We start from the raw sequence: 19,066 nt of genomic DNA, 5'->3' as shown, positions 1-19,066 counted from the left end.
CCATTTTATTCAGATGTCTTATTCGGACGGTTCGTCTGTCTTGACCTCGATGGTCTGGCGCAACTCGCCGGTCGCTTCGTCGAAGATCAGGATCGTGTCGGCTTCGGTCACAACGGCGTACCAGCCATTGGCGCGTGTGAAGGCAGTGGGTGTCGTGCCGTCGGGCAGGGTGATCACTTCTGGCAGGGCCACCTGAGTCGCGCCGGAGAACTTGGTGACAAAGAGCGCGACGATCACTAGAAACCCGAGAATCATTACGCCCGTCAGGACGGTCACGAGGGTGCGCAGGTAGCGCACCATCCCGGGGTCCAGCGACGGCGGCTGAGGAGTGTCGTTCATGGGCGCAGCCCCCTTGCGAACCAGTGTCACCGTGCGGATCGGGGCCGATCCGCCGCCGCGCCTTGATAAGGCGTTGGCGCGCGATGTGCCAGAGGCCGCGTCGCTGTCGCGTACGCGGCTGGCAAGGCTGATCGCCGAGGGCGCGGTGTGCTTGGGCGGCGCGGTGGTCAACGACCCCAAGGCGAAGGTGGTCGAAGGTGACATCGTCGAGATCAGCGTGCCTACGGCGGTTGAGGTGGATGTGGTGGCGCAGGAGATCGCGCTGGACGTGGTGTTCGAGGATGACGACCTGATCGTGATCAACAAGCCTGCTGGGATGGTGGTGCATCCCGCGCCGGGCAGCCCGGACGGAACGCTGGTGAACGCGCTGTTGCACCATTTCGGCGGTACGTTGTCGGGGGTGGGTGGCGAGAAACGGCCCGGCATCGTGCACCGGATCGACAAGGAGACGAGCGGCCTGCTGGTGGTCGCGAAGTCGGACAGTGCGCATCACGGTCTGGCCGCGCAGTTCGAGGCGCATAGCGTCGAGCGCAAGTATCTGGCGGTGGTGAACGGGATGCCGGATGCCGCCGATCCGCGGTTGCGGGGCATACGTGGCGCCAGTTTCGAGGCGGGAAACATCCTGAAACTGACGACGCAGTTGGCGCGGCACAAGACGGACCGGCAGCGGCAGGCGGTGTTGTTCGAGGGCGGGCGGCACGCGGTGACGCGGGCGCGCGTTGTGACACCGTTCGGTGCTCCGCCGCAGGTGGCGCTGATCGAATGCTGGCTGGAGACGGGGCGGACGCACCAGATCCGGGTGCACATGGCCCATGCGGGGCATGGCCTGATCGGTGATCCGGTTTATGGCGGGCGGCGCAAGTTGAACGCGCGGGCGCTGTCGCCGGGCGCGCTGGACGCCGCGCAACATTTCCCACGGCAGGCGTTGCATGCGGCGCTGCTGGGGTTCGAGCATCCGGGTACGGGGGAGATGCTGCGCTTCGAGGCGGCGCTGCCGGAGGACATGGCCAACCTGCTGCAGGAACTGGGCGCGCCGGCTTAACGTTAATATGACAGCACAGCACGTGTGCGTGAGCAAACGTCACATCACTGGAAAACCGGCCCGGTTTGATTCATAAATAATTAAACCATTCGGTTCACCTGTCTTGAATCCAGGCTGATGGCTGCCCATATGGATGTTAAGACAATAAACATTGGAGGGTCACAGGGTTGAGCAATTACGCAAATCTTCCTGCGCCATCGCCCGAAGCCGGGCTGAACCGGTATTTGCAGGAAATCCGGAAATTTCCGCTGTTGGAGCCGGAACAGGAATACATGCTGGCCAAGCGCTGGGTCGAGGAACAGGACACCGACGCCGCGCACCAGATGGTCACCAGCCACCTGCGTCTGGCGGCGAAGATCGCCATGGGCTATCGCGGCTATGGGTTGCCGCAGGCCGAGGTCATCTCGGAAGCCAACGTGGGCCTGATGCAGGCGGTCAAACGTTTTGATCCCGAGAAGGGTTTTCGCCTGGCCACCTATGCGATGTGGTGGATCCGGGCCAGTATTCAGGAGTACATCCTGCGCAGCTGGTCGATGGTCAAGCTGGGTACGACCAGCGGGCAGAAGAAGTTGTTCTTCAATCTGCGCAAGGCCAAGGCTCGCATCGGGGCGCTGGAGGACGGAGACCTGCATCCCGACAAGGTGAAGCAGATCGCGACCGACCTGGGCGTGACCGAGGACGAGGTGATCAGCATGAACCGCCGGATGTCCGGGGGCGACGCGTCGCTGAACGCCACGGTCGGCACCGAGGGCGAAGGCACGATGCAGTGGCAGGACTGGCTGGAGGACGAGGATGCCGACCAGGCCGGTGACTATGAGAAGCGCGACGAGCTGGAAGCGCGGCGCGAACTGCTGGCCGAGGCGATGGACGTGCTGAACGATCGCGAGAAGGATATCCTGACGCAACGGCGGCTGAACGAAAAGGCCGTGACGCTGGAGGATCTGAGCGGGCAGTACGATGTCAGCCGCGAACGGATCCGGCAGATCGAGGTGCGGGCGTTCGAGAAGCTGCAGAAGCGCATGCGCAGCCTGGCCGCCGAGAAGGGGATGATGGCGACGGCCTGATATCGCGACACATCGGTGCGGTCACGAAAATTGGCCCCTTCCGCATGGCGGAGGGGGCCTTATTGTTTCCGGTGAGTCGGAATCGGAAAGGGACGTCCGTTGCGCAGCCTGTCGATACTTTGTGTGACCGTGCTGGCCGCCTGTGCGCCGCGCCCTGCCGCGGAATACGCACCGACGGTGCCCGAGGCGCATCTGCAGACGCTTTATGTGGCGACGCAGAAGGCGCTGGACCATACCGGTTGGACCTTTGGCGCGAAACGCACGGGCCAGATGCGCTATTTCCGGGCCGATATCTCGATCCCGCCGACGCACCGGCCGGGTCACGTGGAATGGCCCGAGGGCCCGCCGGATGCGGCGAAGGATTTCGTGGTGGCGGCGACGGATGTCTACCCGTCCGGCGCGGCCTTTATCGGGGATGTGAAGGCAGCGCGCCCGGGGCGGGAAACCCAGGTTTTCGTGCATGGCTACAACGTGACGCTTTCCGATGGTTTGTACCGGCTGGCGCAGATGCGCGAGGATTTCGAGGTGGCCGAGCCGTCGGTTCTGTTCGCCTGGGCCTCGGCGGGGGACCCGCGGGGGTATGTCTATGACCGCGACAGCGTGCTTTACGCCCGGGACGATTTGGAAGACCTGCTGGCCCGGCTGACCGGCCGGCCGGGGGACCGGGTGACATTGCTGGCGCATTCCATGGGCGCGCATCTTGTGATGGAGGTGATGCGGCAGGCGGCGCTGAAGGGGGATCGGCGTCTGCTGGACCGGATCAGCGGCGTGGTGCTGATGTCGCCGGATATCGACCCGGATATCTTTCGCAGGCAGGCCGAGGCGATCGGGGAGTTGCCTCAGCCGTTCCTGATTTTTGTGACGCAGCAGGACCGGGCGCTGAGCCTTGCCAGCCTGATCACAGGGCGCAAGAAGCGGCTGGGCGTGATCGACGGGCCGGAGGCGGTGGCGGGCCTGCCGGTGAAGGTGATCGACTTTACCGCGCTGGCGGATGGCGAGGGCCTGGACCACGCGGTGGCGATCACCTCGCCTTCGGCGATTTCGGTGCTGAACGGGATGCTGGAGCAGGCCTCGCTGGGGAGGGATGCGTTCGAAGATTACATGGTGCTGGAGGCACAGCCGTGACACGGAGCCTGCGGCATCCTATATTTGCCATTCAGGAGGATGACTGCCATGGCCGGCGGATGGGCGCGCGACGGCGCGGTGAGTGAACAGATCGAAGCCTCGATCGAGGACGAGTTGGCGCGGATGAAGGCCGCGAAACGCCCCGTGGGCGAGAGCCTGACGCATTGTGCCGAATGCGAGGAGGAGATTCCGCAGGCGCGGCGCGAGGCGTTGCCGGGCGTGAAACTGTGCATTGATTGCCAGCAGGAACGCGACGGTGCGCAGCAGGCGCGGGGCGGGATCAACCGTCGCGGCTCGAAAGACAGTCAGCTCAAGTAGGCGGGTTTTGCGGGGGGCTCTGCCCCCCACGGCGAAACATGGTTTCGCCGCTCCCCCCGGGATATTTTTGGCCAGAAGAAGTGGCGGTCTCAGCGCCTTGGCGGGCGGCCGGTGAGGCGGCGCCAGAGGGGGGTGACGTCAAGCGCGGCCACGGCGACGCCGAGGGGGATCATCCAGAAGCCCAGCACCGGGAGGAAGCCGAAGATCCCGCCGATGATGAGCAGGATGCCCAGTACCAGCCGCAGCCCCGGGGGCACGCGCGACCGGATGCGCACGAGGGCGCGTCTGAGCCGGTTGCGCAGGCTGTGGGGGCCGCGTGTGCGGGGCAGGGTCTAGTCCTCCATCGCCTCCAGCTGGTCGATGAAGCCGGAGATCATCGACAGGCCCTTGTCCCAGAAGGCCGGGTCCGAAGCGTCGAGGCCGAAGGGCGCCAGAAGTTCCTTGTGGTGCATCGAGCCGCCCGCCTTGAGCATGTCGAAATACTTGTCCTGGAAGCCGTCGGGGTTTTCCTCGTAGACGGCATAGAGCGCGTTCACCAGCCCGTCACCGAACGCGTAGGCGTAGACGTAGAACGGCGAGTGGACGAAGTGGGGGATATAGGCCCAGAAGGTCTCGTAGCCCTCCATGAAATCGAAGGCGGGGCCAAGGCTTTCGCCCTGCACGGACATCCAGAGGGCGCCGATGTCTTCCGAGGTCAGCTCGCCGCCGCGGCGGGCGTCGTGCAGCTTGCACTCGAAATCGTAGAAGGCGATCTGGCGGACTACGGTGTTGATCATGTCCTCGACCTTGCCGGCGAGCAGGACTTTGCGTTCGGCGTTGTCCTTGGCGGCATCCAGCAGTTTGCGGAAGGTCAGCATCTCGCCGAAGACCGAGGCCGTTTCTGCAAGCGTGAGAGGGGTGGATGACAGAAGCTCGCCCTGTTCGGCGGCCAGGACCTGGTGCACGCCGTGGCCCAGCTCGTGCGCGAGGGTCATCACGTCGCGCGGTTTGCCGAGGTAGTTCAGCATGACGTAGGGGTGCACGTCTGTGACGGTAGGGTGGGCGAAGGCGCCGGGGGCCTTGCCGGGTTTGACGGCGGCGTCGATCCAGCCCTTGTCGAAGAAGGGTTCCGCCAAGTCGCCCATGCGCGGGTCGAAATCGGAATAGGCGTCCATCACCATGCCGCGGGCGGTCGGCCAGTCGATCTTGCGCGGCGCCTCCATCGGCAGGGGGGCGTTGCGGTCCCAGACCTGCATCCGGTCGAGGCCGAGCCATTTGCGTTTCAATTCGTAGTAGCGGTGGCTGAGCTTGGGGTAGGCGTCGACTACGGCGTCGCGCAGGGCCTCGACCACCTCGGGCTCGACATCGTTACTGAGGTGACGCGAGGTCTGGGCGGTGGGCATGCCGCGCCAGCGGTCGATGACTTCTTTCTCCTTGGCCGTCGTGTTGTGGACGCGGGCGAAGGTGCGGATGTTGGCCTGGAAGGTGCGGGCAAGTTCGCGGGCGGCGGATTCGCGTTTGTCGCGGTCCTGTTCGGTGAGCAGGTTGAGGGTGCTCTCGATCCCGAGCTCCTCGCCATCCACGTCGAAGGTGAGGCCCGCGATGGTCTCATCAAAAAGGCGTTCCCACGCGTCGCCCACGACACCGAGGTCGTGCAGGAATTTTTCCAGCTCGTCGGAAAGCTGGTAGGGCTTCATCGCCTGGATGCGGCGGATGACGGGGGCGTAGCGGGCGAGATCGGCGTTTTCCGCATACATCGCTTTGAGCGTGTCCGCGTCGAGCCGATTGAGTTCGAGGGTGAAGAAGACCAGCGGGGTGGTGTAGTTGGTGATCTTCTCCTGGCAGTCGGACAGGAACTTGGCCCGCTCGCCATCGGTGGTCAGTTGGTAATAGCGCAGGCCGGCGAAGGACATGATGCGGCCCGCAATGGACGAGATCTTTTCGTTCCGCTGGATGCATTCGAGGAGGCCCGCGGCGTGGAGATCGGCCAGCTTGCCTTCGTAGTCGGCGGCGAAGTCGGCGCAGGCCTGTTCCAGCCAGTCGAGATCGCGCTTGAGTTCGGGAGCGTCCTGTCCGGTGTAGAGGTCGTCGAGGTTCCACTCCGGCAGGTCGCCCAGATTGTCGGAGCCGGAGCCGGCGTTTACGTCGAAGGCGGGTTTGGGAAGCTGGAACATGCGGGTCTCCTGTTGTCGCGTTGGGCAAGACATAGGGGGCCGGGCGGGCAGGCTCAAGCGATGGATTGGACGCGGGGCCGATTGGCGAGGATCACGGCGCGCCTCAGACGGTGTCGGGACCCGCAAGGGCACGGTGCAGCAGAAGGGCATTGGGCGAGAGCGGCGCGGTCACGCGGCGGTTCAGCCAGTAGCGGCGGGTGGTGGTCAGGGTGTCGTCGCCAACCGGGACCAACTGGCCGCTGCTTACGAGGGTGTCGAGCATCGGCAGGCTGGCCAGGGCGATGCCATCGCCGGCCAGGGCGCGGCCGATGCTGTGGCCGTAGCTGCGGCAGGTCTCGACCGGGCGCGCGGAGAGGGGAGAGCCGGGCTTGCGGTCGTGCCAGATGCGCCAGTTGATCCAGTCAGGCGCGAGGCGGGGATAGTCCAGCAGGGGCAGGTCGGGCAGGTCGGAGACGGTGGCGGCGATGGCGGGTGCGGCGGCTGGAATGATCGTCTCGTCAAATAGCGGCGTGCCGGTCCAGCCGGGTGGCGGGGCCTCGCCGTAGTGGATGGCGAGATCGAGCGTGTCTGCGGTAAGGGTCGAGGGATCGTCGGCGGTCAGCACGCTGACATTGCAGGCATCGGAGCTGGTAGCGAAGGCTTGGAGGCGCGGATAGAGCCAGAACATCGAGACCGCGCCATTGGCCGCGATCCGGAGTGTGCCGGTGTCGGTGACGCGCGCGGTGTCGAGCGAGGATGTCAGGTAGTCGAGCGCGAGGCGCACGGGTTCTTCCAGCCGGCGGGCGGTGTCGGTGGGCACCGCGTGGCGCGCGCCGCGGTCAAAAAGCGGCGTGCCGAGCCAGTCCTCGAGCTGTCGGATGCGTTTGCTGACGGCGGCCTGGGATACCATGAGTTCAGGGGCGGCGGCGGAAAAGCCGCCGCGTTTCATCACCGTGTTGAAGAAGACGAGGGATTCCAGAGGCGGGAGATCTCGGCGGTCCTGATTCATTCCTTTAGGTTATCCAAGAGCGTGAGAATTTCCAGCGTTTTCGAGGTGCGCTGGGTCGGATATGGAATGACAAAACGTGACCCCGAGGAGGATGACATGGCGGAACTGGACTGGCACGCGGAACGCGCGGACCTTGCGGAGCTGGCTCTGCTGGACCGAGCGCCGGAGGATGAGGGGATCGACCGTGTGGCGGTGCGGGGCTACCGGCTGGGCCGGGTGCGGGCCGAGATGCGCAAGCGGGATATCGCGGCGGTTCTTTTGTCCGATCCGGTGAATATCCGCTACGCCAGCGGCGCGCGGAACATGCAGGTGTTCAGCCAGCGGAACGCGCCGTCGCGGTACTTGCTGTTGACCGAAAACCGCTCGATCCTGTTCGAGTTTACGGGCTGTGCCCATCTGGCCGATGGGCTGGAAACGATTGACGAAGTGCGTGCGGCGCGCACGGCGAGTTTCGTGGCGGCGGGGCCGGATATCGCCAAGCGGGAGACAGCCTGGGCCGCCGAAATGGTGGACTTGGTGACGGCGCTGGTGGGCAAGGGGGCGACGCTGGGGATCGAGCGATTGAACGCCGGGAGTGCCATTGCGTTGCGCGATGCGGGGCTGCGGATCGTGGATGCGCAGGAACCGGTGGAGATGGCGCGGGCGATCAAGTCGGCGGAAGAGATGAAATGCGTCAATGCCTCGCTGCGGGCGACCGAGATCGGTGTCGGCAAGCTGCGCGAGGCGATCCGGCCGGGGATGACCGAGGCGGAGCTGTGGTCTGTGCTGCACCAGTCGGTCATCGCGCAGAACGGGGACTACGTGGAGACCCGTCTGTTGAATGCCGGGGAGCGGACAAATCCGTGGTTTCAGGAGACGACCGACAATGTGATCGGTCCGAATGAGTTGATCGCGCTCGATACGGACGTGGTGGGGTGCCACGGGTATTACTCGGATTTCTCGCGCACCTTCCATTCCGGGCCGGGTAAGCCGAGCGCCACCCAGCGGAAGCTTTACAAGGTGGCCCATGAGCAGGTGCATCACAACATGGGCATCTTGCGACCGGGCATGACGTTCCGCGACTATGCCGATGCGGCCTGGGACATTCCGGAGCAGTATTATGCGAACCGGTACTACCTGTCGGCGCATGGCTGTGGGATGACGGGGGAGTATCCGTACCTGTATCACCACGGGGATTTTCCGAATGCGGGATATGACGGGGTGATCGAACCCGGCATGACGCTGTGTGTCGAAAGCTATATCGGCGCGGAAGGCGGCACGGAGGGCGTGAAGCTGGAGCAGCAGGTGCTGATCACTGAAACTGGCGTGGAGCTTCTGTCGCGGTTTCCATTCGAGGGCGATCTGTTGCGGTAAGCCGCCAAGGTTCTTCGTACGAAGAATCTTGGCGGAGAAAATTCGTGCGAATTTTCTTTATCCGTATTGGGCCAGCACGTCGTGAAGGTCTTCGAGAGAGTTGGCCTCCTGCACCGGCTTGTCGTGGCGCCAGCGTTTCATGCGGGGGAAACGAAGCGACACCCCGGATTTGTGGCGGGTCGATTCCATGATCCCCTCGAAGGCGATTTCGAAGACATGCTCGGCCTTCACCTGCCGCACCGGCCCGAAGCGTTGCAGGGTGTTCTTGCGGACCCAGGCGGTGATCTTGCGGAACTCGGTGTCGGTGAGGCCGGAATAGGCCTTGGTGAACGGCACGAGGTCGTTGCCGTCGCGCACGGCGAAGGTAAAATCGGTAAAAAGGTTGGCGCGCCTACCGTGGCCCTGTTGGGCATAGATCATCACGGCGTCGATGGTCAGGGGATCGAGTTTCCATTTCCACCAGTCGCCTTTCTTGCGGCCGGAATGGTAGGGGGAGTCCTTGCGCTTGAGCATCAGGCCCTCGGCGCGCGCGTCCCGGGCTTTCGCGCGGATCTCGCGCAGATCGTCCCACGATTGGAAGGAGATAAGCGGCGACTGGCGAATGGGCGCGTCGGGTGCAAGGTCGTGCAACATGGCCTCAAGCCGGGCGCGACGCTTGGCGAAGGTTATGTCGCGCAGGTCGGTTCCGTTTTCCTCCAGCAGGTCGTAGGCGTAGAGGATGACGGGGGCGTCCTTCAGCAGTTTTTTCGGCACGGTCTTGCGGCCGATGCGTTTTTGCAGGGCATTGAAGGACATCGGGCCATCGTCCTGCCAGGCCAGGATTTCGCCGTCGAGCACGGTGCCGGGCGGCAGGTAGTCGCGCGCGCGGGCGAGTTCGGGGAAGCGGTCGGTCATCAGTTCCTCGCCGCGGGACCATGTGAAGTGCTCGCCACCGCGCAGGATCAGCTGGCCGCGGATGCCGTCCCATTTCCATTCGGCCAGCCAGTCGGCGGGATCGCCCAGCGTCTCGGGTTCTTCGTCGTCGAGACCATAGGCAAGACAGAACGGATAAGGGCGCGAGAGGTCGGCGCTGACGTCATGCGCTTCGATCAGCGCGTTCCAGGACGTGCTGTCGGGGGTCCAGTCGCCCATCAGGCGGTGGGCAAGCTCGGCCTCGTCCCGGTCGGTGGCCTGGGCCAGGGCACGGGTCATCAGCTTGCGCGAGATGCCGATGCGGAAGCCGCCGGTCAGAAGCTTGTTGAATACGAGACGTTCATGGGGCTGCATCTGGTCCCACGCAGCCAGGATGGCGGCTTTGCGGGCGTCCTCGGTTTCATGGTCGAGGGCGCGGAGGCGGCCGATCCACGTGGAAAGGCCGTCGTCGTGCTCGCCCGCCGGGGGCGGCAGGACGAGGGCGATGGTTTCGGACAGGTCGCCGACGATGGGATAGCTTTCCTCGAAGAGCCAGAGCGGGATGCCGGCGCGTTCGGCGGCCCACTCGCGCAGTTTTGTGGTGGTGATCGCGCGGCGGGGGCGGCGACCGGAGAAGAGCGCGACGGTCCAGAGCTTGTCGTCGTCGGGTGCGGTGCGGAAATAGTCGGCCAGCGCGGCGACCTTGGTGTTGGTCTTGGTGGTCTGGTCGAGGGTGGTGAAAAGGGCTGTGAAGTGTTTCACGGGCGCACCTCGTCGAGAATGCCAGTGACGTTTTCGATAGGAATGAAGCCGAGGCCGCCTGTGGCTTGCGATACGCGGGTGTCGATGGAATTGTCGCGATTGTCACCGAGCACGAAGAGGTGACCGGCGGGCACCGTGAAGATCCGGGTGTCGTCAAGGCGGCCCGGGCCGATGTCGAGGATGTGGTATGTCACACCGCCCAGCGTCTCGGTGCGCATGTCCTTGAGACACTCCGCGCCGTCCGACACCGGGGCGTTGGAACAGCGGGGACCCGCGCCGCCCGAGCCTTGTGGCGTATTCGGTTCGGTAAAGTGGCCGGACTCCTCGGTGGGGACGGGTATGTCATCGATGAAGAGATGGCCCGAGCGCATCTGAACGGTCTGGCCGCCGGTGGCGGCGATGCGCTTGAAAAAAGGCGTGCCGGTGATCGGGTGACTGAACGTGATAATGACACTGGTAGGCAGGTTCGCGGGTGTGAAATTGGTCCGGGTGATGAAGCACTGGCCAGGCAGAATCGCAGGCTTCATGGAACCGGCGGGCGCCCAGTAGCTGTCATAGGCGCCTGTGAGGCATTTCAGGCAGACGCAGACGGGCTGGGCCGCGGCGGGGACGGATAGCAGAATGAGCAGTGTCGCAAGTCGGATCATGCGGCGGAGTCTCCGGCCTGGGCGTCATCGGCGTCGTCCAGGGACTCGCCGGTAAATTCTGTGGGGACAACTTGAGCGTTCCAGCCTTCCTCGTTCAGGTATCGCGCGAAGATATCGGTGTAACCATGTGTCGCATATATATTTTCCGCGCCTGTTGACTTGATTGCATCGAGTAGGCCGGGCCAGTCGGCATGATCGGACATGACGAAGCCTCGATCCACGGCACGGCGGCGGCGCACCCCGCGCAGGCGCATCCATCCAGACGCGAAGCCGGTGGAGGCCGGGCGAAAGCGGCGGGCCCATGTGCTGCCCAAGGCCGAGGGCGGCGCGAGCACGAGGGCTGCGGGGTGATCCTTGGCCTTGAGGTCGGGCGTGACGTGCAGGGTGTCCGGCAGAGCGAGACCCTGATCGCGCAGGACGGCGTTGGTGTTTTCCACTGCACCATGGGTCAGGATAGGGCCGATGGAAGGATCGAGCAGCGACAGGACGCGTTGCGCTTTGCCGAGCGAATAGGCGCCGAGCAGGGAAAACGTGCCGGCGGCGGCATTGGCGGTCCACCAGTCGTTGATCTCGCGCGCGGCGTCCTCTTCCGGCGTCCAGGTGAAGACCGGCAGGCCGAAGGTGCATTCGGTGATGAAGCTGTGACATGGCACCGGCTCGAACGGCTCGGACAGGCGGTCGGCCTCGGTCTTGTAGTCGCCGGAGACGACCCAGACCTCGCCATCCACCTCGACCCGGATCTGGGCCGAACCGGGGACGTGGCCGGCGGGATGAAAGGACACCTGCGCGCCGCCGATTTGGCGCGTTTCGCCGTAGTCGACCGTGTCGAGGGTGATCTCGCCCAAACGGTGGCGCATCACGGGCGCGGCGGCGGCGGTCGACAGATAGCGGGCGTGGCCGGGCCGGGCGTGGTCGGCGTGGCCATGGGTGATGAGCGCCCGGTCGACCGGACGCCACGGGTCGATGAAGAAATCGCCGGCGGGGCAGTAGATGCCCTGAGGTTTGAATTCCAGAACCATGCGGGGGATTTAGCGTGCCGGCGCGCGCAGGCCAGTGGATGAATGCTTGCCGTGACAGACAGGCTCGCTATCGTCGGGTGAAACGAGACAGGGGGCACAAAGATGCGGTTCGTGAGATACGGGGCACCGGGACGGGAACAGCCCGGTATGCTGGACGCCGAAGGGCGGGTGCGGGACCTGAGCGGCGTGATGGCCGAGATTTCCGGTACTGCACTGGCGACGTTGCCCAAGCTGGACCCGGAAAAGCTGCCGCTGGTGGAGGGGACGCCCCGGCTGGGGCCGCCGGTTGCGGGGATTGGCAAGCTGATCGGGATCGGATTGAATTACAGTGACCATGCCGCCGAGATCGGGATCGAGCCGCCCGCCGAGCCGGTTGTGTTCATGAAAGCCACCTCCAGCATCGTGGGGCCGGATGACGATGTGGTGCTGCCGCGCGAATCGACCCATGCGGATTGGGAAGTGGAACTTGGTGTGGTGATCGGGCGCGAGGCGAAATACGTAAGCGAGGCCGAGGCGCTGGATTACGTCGCGGGCTATACGATCGTGAACGATGTGTCCGAGCGGCATTTTCAGACCGAGCGCAGCGGGCAATGGACCAAGGGCAAGAGTTGCGACACGTTCGGGCCGATCGGGCCGTGGCTGGTGACTCCGGACGCGGTGGGCGACGTGCAGAGCCTTGATATGTCGGCGGATGTGAGCGGTGAGCGGATGCAGACCGGGAATACCTCGACCATGATCTTTACCGTCGCGCAGATCATCGCGCATCTGAGCGAGGTGATGCGGCTGGAGCCCGGAGATGTCATTGCCACCGGCACGCCGCCGGGTGTGGGAATGGGGCGCAACCCCAAGCGTTATCTCAAGCCTGGCGACGTGATGGAGTTGGAGATCCGGGGGCTTGGGCGTCAGCGCCAGACGGTGCGTGCCGAGCCCTGACGCGGGCGTAAAAGTCGATCAGTTTGCCGATCAGCGCGTCGCGGATCTGCGGCGCTTCCTGAAGCACCTCGTGACGGGCACCTTCGGCGATTTCCAGTCCGCCGCCAGGCCAGCGTGACATGCGGTCATGGACGCGGGAGACGTCGACGATATCCTCGTCCGAGCCCAGCAGGCACAGGCAGGGCAGGTCGGGCGACGGGCGGCGCCACATCTGGCGCGTGCCCAGAAGCGATTCGTAGAGCCAGCGCAGGGACGGGCCACCGATCGTCAGCTCCGGGTGCGCGGTGACCTGGGCGATCATGTGCTGGTAGCTCTCGACGTCGGTGGTCAGGCGGTTCTTTTCGAACGGTTCGACCAGCACGTAGCTTTGGGGCGAGGTTCCGGGGGCGTAGACGTGATCGAACCCCGCGCTGCGGCTGCTCCATCCCAGCGACCAGGCAATAGGGCGCAGGGCGGCGGAGATTCGGATGCCCCACATCGGCGCGGAAAAGGACGCGCCCGCCACGGGCAAACCGTCCATCACCGACTTGAGCGCGATGCCGCCGCCCATGGAATGACCCAGAACGAACCACGGTTTGGGCAGATCGAGTTCCCGCGCGGCGTCGACCATGGCGGCGACGTCGTGCTGGTAGTCGTCAAAATGCAGGACATGGCCCGACATCTTGTCTTCGATCAGACGGTCGGCAAGGCCCTGGCCGCGCCAGTCGACGACCAGCGTGGTCAGGCCCGCGGCGGCGAACTGCCGGACGGTGCGGCCGTATTTCTCGATATACTCGGTGCGACCGGGAAAGAGCAGGAGCGTGCCTGCGCTTTCGCACGTATCGTCCTGTGGACGCCAAAGCCCGAGCCGGATGCGCACCCCGTCGGCAGTGTCGCACCAAAAGGCGCGGCCACCGTCGGGGCCGTCGGCAATATCGTCGAAGAAGGGCGCGTCCGTCAGCATGGGTTACGACAGGACCGAGCCGAGTTTCATCGCGGTGCCCATGTCGCCATCGACTGCCAGCTTGCCGGACATGAAAGCGGCGGTCGGGTCGAGATCGCCTTCGAGGATGGATTGGAACGTGTCGGCGTCGGCGGTCATGGTGACGTCGGTTTCGTCGTTGCCTTCGCGCACGCCCGATTCGTCGATCACGATGGAGCCCTCGTTCTCGATCACGAACTTTGCGCTGCCGTCGAAGCTGCCGTTCATCTTGGCGGACAGGGCCTCGACCGCGGATTTCGTTACGTCGCTCATGTCAGTTCCTCCAGATTTGATAGACCGGGGGCTTTGATTCCCGGCCATGCGCGCTAAACTGGGTCTGTTATGGGCGTTATGAACCGACTTTCCAAATATATCGTCGCGGCAATTTTGCCGTTAGTCATGTTTTCCTTACCCAGCTTGGCGCAGGATTCGGCGCTCGACCCGCTTTTCGAGCAGTTGAAAGAGGCCGAGCCACGCGAGGCGAACCGCTTGGCCAAGGAAATCGAACTGGCCTGGACGCGGTCGGGCTCTGCCACGGCGGACCTGCTGTTGAAGCGCGGGCGCGATGCGTTGGAGGCGGGTGACACCAAGGCGGCAATCGAGCATTTCACGGCGCTGACCGATCATGCGCCGGATTTTGCCGAAGGGTTCCACATGCGGGCGATGGCCTATGCCGACGCCGAGAAGTTCGGGCCCGCGCTGGCCGATATCGAACGTGCGCTGACGCTGAACCCGCGACATTACAATGCCATCGCGAGCCTTGGCGGTATCCTTTACCACGTTGAGAATTACGAGAAGGCCAAGCAGGCATTCGACCTTGTGCTGGCGCTGCATCCGCATCATCAAGACGTGGAACAGGTCTTGCCGATGGTGGAACGTGAAATCGGCGGCCGGGACCTGTAAGCACGAGACGACAAGGGGCAAAGCCCATGGGCGAGCAGTCGAGGATCCTGGCGGTCCTGGGCCCGACGAATACCGGGAAAACCCATTTCGCGATCGAACGGATGCTGGGCTATCGCACCGGCGTGATCGGGTTGCCGCTGCGCCTGTTGGCGCGGGAGGTCTATGACAAGATCGTTGCCGTGCGCGGCCCGTCAGTGGTGGCGCTGATCACCGGCGAGGAACGGATCGTGCCGCCGCGGACGCAGTACTGGGTCTGCACGGTCGAGGCGATGCCCGAGGGGATGGGCGCGGATTTCGTCGCGGTGGACGAGATTCAGCTGTGCGCCGATCCTGAGCGGGGGCATGTGTTCACCGACCGTCTTTTGCGGATGCGGGGGCAGAAAGAGACGCAGTTTCTGGGCGCGCATACGATGCGCGGGGCGATTGCGGCGCTGGTGTCAGGGGCGGAATTCGTCGGCCGCGAGCGGATGTCCCAACTGACCTACACAGGTTCGAAAAAGATAAGCAAGATGCCCGCGCGCTCGGCTATCGTGGGGTTTTCGGTTGAAAATGTATATGCCTTTGCCGAGCTGCTGCGCCGTCAAAAGGGCGGTGCGGCGGTCGTGATGGGCGCGCTGAGCCCCCGGACACGCAACGCGCAGGTGGATCTTTATCAGAATGGCGACGTGGATTACCTCGTGGCCACCGACGCCATCGGCATGGGTCTGAATCTGGACATCAACCACGTCGCGTTCTCGTCCCTGACGAAGTTCGACGGGCGGCGGATGCGCAACCTTGCCCCCAATGAACTGGGCCAGATCGCCGGGCGCGCGGGGAGGGGCATGAGCAGCGGCACGTTCGGGGTGACGGGCGAGGCGCCAGAGCTGCCGGACGACATGGCGCAGGCGATCATGGATCATCGCTTTACCCCTATCCGCAAGCTGGAATGGCGCAACGCGGCGCTGCAATTCGGCTCGGTCGACGCGCTGATCGCGTCGCTGGAGCAAAAGCCCGAAGATGACTGGCTGGCTCGTGCCCGTGAGGCGGATGACCTTGTCGTGCTGCGCACGCTGGCCGAAGATGCCGAGATTGCCGCGAGGGCCAGTGATGGCGCATCGGTGCGCCTGTTGTGGGATGTATGCCGCGTGCCGGACTTTCGCGGGATTAGCCACGCGGAACATGCGGGGCTGCTTGAGCGTATATTCAGTGACCTGCACGAACATGGCCGCGTCAGCGAGGAGTGGCTGGCCGGGCACGTGGCGCGGATCGACCGGACGGACGGGGATATCGACACGCTCTCCAAGCGTTTGGCATATATCCGCACATGGACCTATGTTGCCCAGCGAAAGGGCTGGGTCGGGGACGAAAACCATTGGCGCGGAACGACCCGCGCTGTAGAAGACCGCCTGTCGGATGCGTTGCATGACGCGCTGACGCAAAGATTTGTGGACCGGCGCACCAGCGTGCTGATGCGCCGGCTCAAGCAGAAGGACGCCATCGTGGCCGAAGTGAATGACAAGGGTGAAGTGACCGTCGAGGGCGAATTCGTCGGTCGGTTGGAAGGTTTCCGGTTCCGCCAGGACAAGACGGCGGGCGGACAGGAGGCCAAGGCGGTTGCGCAGGCGAGCCTGCAGGCGCTGGCGCCGCATTTCCACCTGCGGGCGGACAAGTTTTACAACGCCCCCGACACCGAGATCGACTTTACCGAACAAGGCGGCCTGATGTGGGGCGAAAGCGCCGTGGGCAAGCTTGTGGCGGGCGCTGACCCGCTCAAGCCTCAGGTCGAGGCGTTCGTGGACGACACGGCGGGGCCCGAGGTGATGCAAAAGATACAGCGCCGGTTGCAGCATTTCATCGATCGCAAAGTGGCGACATTGTTCGAGCCCTTGATGAATATCCAGCGGGACGAGGAATTGACCGGGCTGGCGAGGGGCTTTGGCTTTCAGTTGGTCGAGAATTTCGGGATCATCCCGCGCGGCGAGGTGGCCGACGAGGTCAAGGCGCTGGATCAGGAGGCGCGCGGACAACTGCGCAAGCACGGTGTGCGCTTTGGCCAATTCACGATTTTCATGCCGCTTCTGCTGAAACCGGCGCCGACGCGTTTGCGGCTGGTGCTGTGGTCGCTTAAGATGGGTCTGGAGGAATTCCCCGAGGCGCCGCCGCCGGGGTTGGTGACGGTTCCCGCGGGCACCAGCGCGCCGGGCGGATACCATTCGATGTCGGGATACCGCGCTGCCGGTGAACGGGCGATCCGGATCGACATGCTGGAACGGTTGGCGGACATGCTGAGGTCCGAGGACAGTCGGGGTGGCTTTGAAGCCAACGCAGATATGCTGTCGATCACCGGCATGACGCTGGAGCAATTCGCCGACCTGATGCAAGGCCTTGGTTACAAGGCGGAGCAGGGCGAGCGCGAGAAGGTCAAGCCGGTGGATGCGGCGCTAGAGGACGCGCCGGAGCCGTCTGAGGCCGGTACCGCGGCGGAGGCGGGCACCGCGGAGGACGCGGTCGAGCAGATTCCCGAGGACGGGCTGGCGCCGGTGACGGAAGTGCCGCCCGAAGACCCGGAGGTCGAGGCGGATATCCCCGAGATGTCCGAAACCGAAGTTCCGTTGGGCGAGGTGCCTGACGCCGCCAAGGACGAGACCGAGATGGAGGTCTTCTACACCTTCACCTGGGCCGGGCGCGCGGCGAAACCCCGAGGCGCGGTCCGCGGCAAGCCACAGGGCGGCAAGCCCCGTCCCAAAGGCGGCAAACCCAAGGGTAAGCCGCGCCGCGAGGAGGGGGCCAAGAGCTTTTCTTCCAAGCCTGCGAAGAAGGACAAGATCGACCCCGACAACCCGTTCGCAGCGGCCCTGATGGGGCTGAAGGACAAATCCTGACGTGAGTGGCGCATGAGCGATCCGGGTCAGCCAAAGATCCGGCTGGACAAGTGGCTTTGGCATGCGCGGTTTTTCAAGACCCGCAGCCTGGCCACGAAATTGGTGACGGGCGGTCATATGCGGGTAAACGCGCAAAGGGTGTCCAAGGCGTCTGCGTCGGTGCGGCCCGGGGATGTTCTGACCTTTCCGAAAGAGCGCGACATCCGCGTGATCCGCATCCTTGCAGTGGGCGAACGCAGAGGCCCTGCGCCCGAGGCGCAGGCGCTCTATGACGACCTTGACCCGCCGAAGCCGCGGGACAGGCTGGACGAGCCGTATACCCCGCGATACGAGGGCAAGGGGCGTCCGACGAAGAAGGACCGACGCAAGATGGATCGTGAAACGCGTTCGTAAGCCGCGATTGCACGTCTGGCGCTTGAATGATCCGCCGGACTGGATTACGTCACGCTGAACAGATCAGGACCGGGGCGAAAGATGACCTATATCGTCAATGACAGTTGCATCGCGTGCAAGTACACCGACTGCGTTGAGGTGTGCCCTGTGGATTGTTTCTACGAGGGTGAGAACATGTTGGTGATTCACCCCGACGAATGCATCGATTGTGGCGTGTGCGAGCCTGAATGCCCGGCCGACGCGATCCGTCCCGACACCGAGCCGGACATGGAGAAGTGGGTTGAGTTCAACCGCAAATACTCTGAAATGTGGCCCGTGATCGTGACGAAGAAGGATCCGCTGCCGGAGGCGGACGAGCGTGACGGGGAAGAGGGCAAGCTGGAGAAGTACTTCTCGGAAGCGCCGGGCGAAGGCGGCTGAAGTCCTCCGGTTACGTGTGGACCGATTCGTTTGATCAAACGATCAGGGCTTTATGTTTTGCCTGAAGAGATTGCTGTAACGCCCTGACGTTTCAGGTATAATAAGGTTGGTGCGTCGAGCGCGCTTTCTGTGGCCCGTTTTTTGTGATACACTGTTGTTACAAATGTAGACACCGCCCATATATTATCCATCTGCCCGCGCTGACGCATGGGAGGTGGATTTCTTTGTGCTTGACGCCAGACCCTGATGGCCCGCCGCCCCGGGAGATGTTCCGCCAAGTTTGAACTGGGAAGCTTGTGAGGAAGACCTGAATGAGCAAATCGAAGAAGTCCGAGTTTCGTCCTGACGATTACGTTGTGTACCCTGCGCACGGCGTTGGTCAGATCATGTCGATCGAGAAGCAGGACATCGCAGGGATCGAACTGGAACTGTTCGTGATATCGTTCGAGAAGGACAAGATGACGCTGCGGGTTCCGACCCACAAGGCGACCGAGATCGGCATGCGCAGCCTGTCGAGCCCCGATGTGGTGTCGAAGGCGATGACCACGCTGAAAGGCAAAGCTAAGGTGAAGAAGGCGATGTGGTCGCGCCGGGCGCAGGAATACGAACAGAAGATCAACTCGGGCGACCTGATCGCGATCGCAGAGGTGGTGCGCGACCTGCATCGCACGGACGACCAGCGCGAGCAGAGCTATTCCGAGCGCCAGCTGTACGAGGCGGCGCTGGAGCGTCTGACCCGCGAAGTGGCTGCTGTCAGCGGTGGTGACGAAGTGCAGGCGGCCAAGGAAGTCGACGAGGTCTTGATCTCGCGCGCCGCCTGATACGGACCGGAAATTGATTAGAAAGGCCGTGCCAACGTGCGCGGCCTTTTCTTTTTTGCGTTGTTCGAAGAGA

General features: G+C 64.0%; 20 protein-coding genes. 11 read left to right on the top strand and 9 right to left on the bottom strand.

The genetic code is table 11. The annotated features are described in order from the left end of the window. Positions 1 to 18: 18 nt before the first annotated feature. On the bottom strand, positions 19 to 339 hold the full coding sequence (locus FIU86_RS12710; protein ID WP_152475417.1) for a DUF6476 family protein: 321 nt from the start codon (positions 337 to 339) through the stop codon (positions 19 to 21). Between FIU86_RS12710 and FIU86_RS12705 the strand changes: the two genes are divergently transcribed. From FIU86_RS12705 to FIU86_RS12690, 4 genes are all read left to right on the top strand, one after another. Continuing rightward, complete coding sequence (locus FIU86_RS12705; RefSeq protein ID WP_152475416.1) at positions 338 to 1,381, top strand: RluA family pseudouridine synthase; 1,044 nt, start codon at positions 338 to 340, stop codon at positions 1,379 to 1,381. The two genes, FIU86_RS12710 and FIU86_RS12705, sit on opposite strands and share 2 nt — an antisense overlap. Positions 1,382 to 1,548: 167 nt before the next feature. Then, positions 1,549 to 2,445, top strand: a complete 897-nt coding sequence (gene rpoH, locus FIU86_RS12700; RefSeq protein WP_152475415.1) for an RNA polymerase sigma factor RpoH — start codon at positions 1,549 to 1,551, stop codon at positions 2,443 to 2,445. Between the two features lie 99 nt (positions 2,446 to 2,544). Beyond that, positions 2,545 to 3,570, top strand: a complete 1,026-nt coding sequence (locus tag FIU86_RS12695) for an alpha/beta hydrolase (RefSeq protein WP_254703829.1) — start codon at positions 2,545 to 2,547, stop codon at positions 3,568 to 3,570. A 48-nt stretch (positions 3,571 to 3,618) separates the two neighbouring features. Further along, complete coding sequence (locus FIU86_RS12690) at positions 3,619 to 3,888, top strand: DksA/TraR family C4-type zinc finger protein (RefSeq protein WP_152475414.1); 270 nt, start codon at positions 3,619 to 3,621, stop codon at positions 3,886 to 3,888. Between the two features lie 89 nt (positions 3,889 to 3,977). On the opposite strand, the gene FIU86_RS12685 is transcribed toward FIU86_RS12690, so the two are convergent. The 3 genes from FIU86_RS12685 to FIU86_RS12675 all read right to left on the bottom strand — a co-directional run bounded on the left by FIU86_RS12685 (position 3,978) and on the right by FIU86_RS12675 (position 7,029). Beyond that, positions 3,978 to 4,163 (bottom strand): hypothetical protein, encoded by a 186-nt coding sequence (locus FIU86_RS12685; RefSeq protein ID WP_254703828.1) that lies wholly within the window; start codon positions 4,161 to 4,163, stop codon positions 3,978 to 3,980. 57 nt (positions 4,164 to 4,220) lie between these two features. Continuing rightward, on the bottom strand, positions 4,221 to 6,041 hold the full coding sequence (locus tag FIU86_RS12680) for a M3 family oligoendopeptidase (RefSeq protein ID WP_152475412.1): 1,821 nt from the start codon (positions 6,039 to 6,041) through the stop codon (positions 4,221 to 4,223). Positions 6,042 to 6,144: 103 nt separating this feature from the next. Beyond that, the gene (locus tag FIU86_RS12675) at positions 6,145 to 7,029 is read right to left on the bottom strand and encodes a LysR substrate-binding domain-containing protein (protein ID WP_152475411.1); all 885 of its coding nucleotides are present in this window, start codon (positions 7,027 to 7,029) and stop codon (positions 6,145 to 6,147) included. A 66-nt stretch (positions 7,030 to 7,095) separates the two neighbouring features. On the opposite strand from FIU86_RS12675, the gene FIU86_RS12670 reads away from it, so the two are divergent. Further along, positions 7,096 to 8,382, top strand: coding sequence for a Xaa-Pro peptidase family protein (locus tag FIU86_RS12670; RefSeq protein WP_216647178.1), 1,287 nt, complete (start codon positions 7,096 to 7,098; stop codon positions 8,380 to 8,382). 57 nt (positions 8,383 to 8,439) lie between these two features. Here the strand turns inward: FIU86_RS12670 and FIU86_RS12665 are convergent, their stop codons facing one another. From FIU86_RS12665 to FIU86_RS12655, 3 genes are read right to left on the bottom strand one after another with little or no spacing between them, the layout of a single operon-like run. Further along, on the bottom strand, positions 8,440 to 10,035 hold the full coding sequence (locus FIU86_RS12665) for an ATP-dependent DNA ligase (protein WP_152475410.1): 1,596 nt from the start codon (positions 10,033 to 10,035) through the stop codon (positions 8,440 to 8,442). After that, the gene (lepB, locus tag FIU86_RS12660) at positions 10,032 to 10,682 is read right to left on the bottom strand and encodes a signal peptidase I (protein WP_152475409.1); all 651 of its coding nucleotides are present in this window, start codon (positions 10,680 to 10,682) and stop codon (positions 10,032 to 10,034) included. The genes FIU86_RS12665 and lepB overlap by 4 nt, the downstream gene beginning before the upstream one ends. Next, the gene (locus tag FIU86_RS12655; RefSeq protein ID WP_152475408.1) at positions 10,679 to 11,701 is read right to left on the bottom strand and encodes a ligase-associated DNA damage response exonuclease; all 1,023 of its coding nucleotides are present in this window, start codon (positions 11,699 to 11,701) and stop codon (positions 10,679 to 10,681) included. The genes lepB and FIU86_RS12655 overlap by 4 nt, the downstream gene beginning before the upstream one ends. A 102-nt stretch (positions 11,702 to 11,803) precedes the next feature. On the opposite strand from FIU86_RS12655, the gene FIU86_RS12650 reads away from it, so the two are divergent. After that, positions 11,804 to 12,634, top strand: coding sequence for a fumarylacetoacetate hydrolase family protein (locus FIU86_RS12650; RefSeq protein WP_152475407.1), 831 nt, complete (start codon positions 11,804 to 11,806; stop codon positions 12,632 to 12,634). Here FIU86_RS12650 and FIU86_RS12645 read toward each other — a convergent pair. Together FIU86_RS12645 and FIU86_RS12640 are read right to left on the bottom strand one after the other, a co-directional pair. Continuing rightward, positions 12,558 to 13,577 carry an alpha/beta fold hydrolase gene (locus tag FIU86_RS12645; RefSeq protein ID WP_368373130.1) on the bottom strand — a complete coding sequence of 340 codons (1,020 nt, stop codon included), beginning with the start codon at positions 13,575 to 13,577 and terminating at the stop codon, positions 12,558 to 12,560. The genes FIU86_RS12650 and FIU86_RS12645 overlap by 77 nt on opposite strands. 3 nt (positions 13,578 to 13,580) lie before the next feature. Continuing rightward, the gene (locus tag FIU86_RS12640; RefSeq protein WP_152475406.1) at positions 13,581 to 13,868 is read right to left on the bottom strand and encodes an SCP2 sterol-binding domain-containing protein; all 288 of its coding nucleotides are present in this window, start codon (positions 13,866 to 13,868) and stop codon (positions 13,581 to 13,583) included. A 126-nt stretch (positions 13,869 to 13,994) separates the two neighbouring features. On the opposite strand from FIU86_RS12640, the gene FIU86_RS12635 reads away from it, so the two are divergent. The 5 genes from FIU86_RS12635 to FIU86_RS12615 all read left to right on the top strand — a co-directional run bounded on the left by FIU86_RS12635 (position 13,995) and on the right by FIU86_RS12615 (position 18,993). Then, on the top strand, positions 13,995 to 14,498 hold the full coding sequence (locus FIU86_RS12635) for a tetratricopeptide repeat protein (RefSeq protein ID WP_254703827.1): 504 nt from the start codon (positions 13,995 to 13,997) through the stop codon (positions 14,496 to 14,498). Between the two features lie 26 nt (positions 14,499 to 14,524). Next, entirely contained in the window at positions 14,525 to 17,359 is a 2,835-nt protein-coding gene (locus FIU86_RS12630) for a DEAD/DEAH box helicase (protein WP_152475404.1), read from the top strand. A 12-nt stretch (positions 17,360 to 17,371) separates the two neighbouring features. Then, entirely contained in the window at positions 17,372 to 17,752 is a 381-nt protein-coding gene (locus FIU86_RS12625) for an RNA-binding S4 domain-containing protein (RefSeq protein WP_152475403.1), read from the top strand. An 81-nt stretch (positions 17,753 to 17,833) separates the two neighbouring features. Then, complete coding sequence (gene fdxA / locus FIU86_RS12620) at positions 17,834 to 18,172, top strand: ferredoxin FdxA (RefSeq protein WP_103762415.1); 339 nt, start codon at positions 17,834 to 17,836, stop codon at positions 18,170 to 18,172. Positions 18,173 to 18,483: 311 nt separating this feature from the next. Continuing rightward, a complete protein-coding gene (locus FIU86_RS12615) occupies positions 18,484 to 18,993 on the top strand; it encodes a CarD family transcriptional regulator (RefSeq protein WP_103762416.1) in 510 nt (169 codons plus the stop codon). The last annotated feature ends 73 nt before the right edge of the window (positions 18,994 to 19,066 follow it).

It is taken from the genome of Roseovarius sp. THAF9, assembly GCF_009363715.1.
GTDB lineage: Bacteria > Pseudomonadota > Alphaproteobacteria > Rhodobacterales > Rhodobacteraceae > Roseovarius.
This window is presented reverse-complemented; position numbering and strand designations above follow the sequence as displayed.

Coding starts and splice junctions, on each gene's coding strand:
- FIU86_RS12680 (WP_152475412.1), bottom strand. CDS start 6,041: ATGTTCCAGCTTCCCAAACCCGCCTTCGACGTAAACGCCGGCTCCGGC.
- FIU86_RS12640 (WP_152475406.1), bottom strand. CDS start 13,868: ATGAGCGACGTAACGAAATCCGCGGTCGAGGCCCTGTCCGCCAAGATG.
- FIU86_RS12655 (WP_152475408.1), bottom strand. CDS start 11,701: ATGGTTCTGGAATTCAAACCTCAGGGCATCTACTGCCCCGCCGGCGAT.
- FIU86_RS12615 (WP_103762416.1), top strand. CDS start 18,484: ATGAGCAAATCGAAGAAGTCCGAGTTTCGTCCTGACGATTACGTTGTG.
- FIU86_RS12650 (WP_152475407.1), top strand. CDS start 11,804: ATGCGGTTCGTGAGATACGGGGCACCGGGACGGGAACAGCCCGGTATG.
- fdxA (WP_103762415.1), top strand. CDS start 17,834: ATGACCTATATCGTCAATGACAGTTGCATCGCGTGCAAGTACACCGAC.
- FIU86_RS12690 (WP_152475414.1), top strand. CDS start 3,619: ATGGCCGGCGGATGGGCGCGCGACGGCGCGGTGAGTGAACAGATCGAA.
- FIU86_RS12670 (WP_216647178.1), top strand. CDS start 7,096: ATGACAAAACGTGACCCCGAGGAGGATGACATGGCGGAACTGGACTGG.
- FIU86_RS12675 (WP_152475411.1), bottom strand. CDS start 7,029: ATGAATCAGGACCGCCGAGATCTCCCGCCTCTGGAATCCCTCGTCTTC.
- FIU86_RS12635 (WP_254703827.1), top strand. CDS start 13,995: ATGTTTTCCTTACCCAGCTTGGCGCAGGATTCGGCGCTCGACCCGCTT.
- lepB (WP_152475409.1), bottom strand. CDS start 10,682: ATGATCCGACTTGCGACACTGCTCATTCTGCTATCCGTCCCCGCCGCG.
- FIU86_RS12630 (WP_152475404.1), top strand. CDS start 14,525: ATGGGCGAGCAGTCGAGGATCCTGGCGGTCCTGGGCCCGACGAATACC.
- FIU86_RS12645 (WP_368373130.1), bottom strand. CDS start 13,577: ATGCTGACGGACGCGCCCTTCTTCGACGATATTGCCGACGGCCCCGAC.
- FIU86_RS12705 (WP_152475416.1), top strand. CDS start 338: ATGGGCGCAGCCCCCTTGCGAACCAGTGTCACCGTGCGGATCGGGGCC.
- FIU86_RS12625 (WP_152475403.1), top strand. CDS start 17,372: ATGAGCGATCCGGGTCAGCCAAAGATCCGGCTGGACAAGTGGCTTTGG.
- FIU86_RS12710 (WP_152475417.1), bottom strand. CDS start 339: ATGAACGACACTCCTCAGCCGCCGTCGCTGGACCCCGGGATGGTGCGC.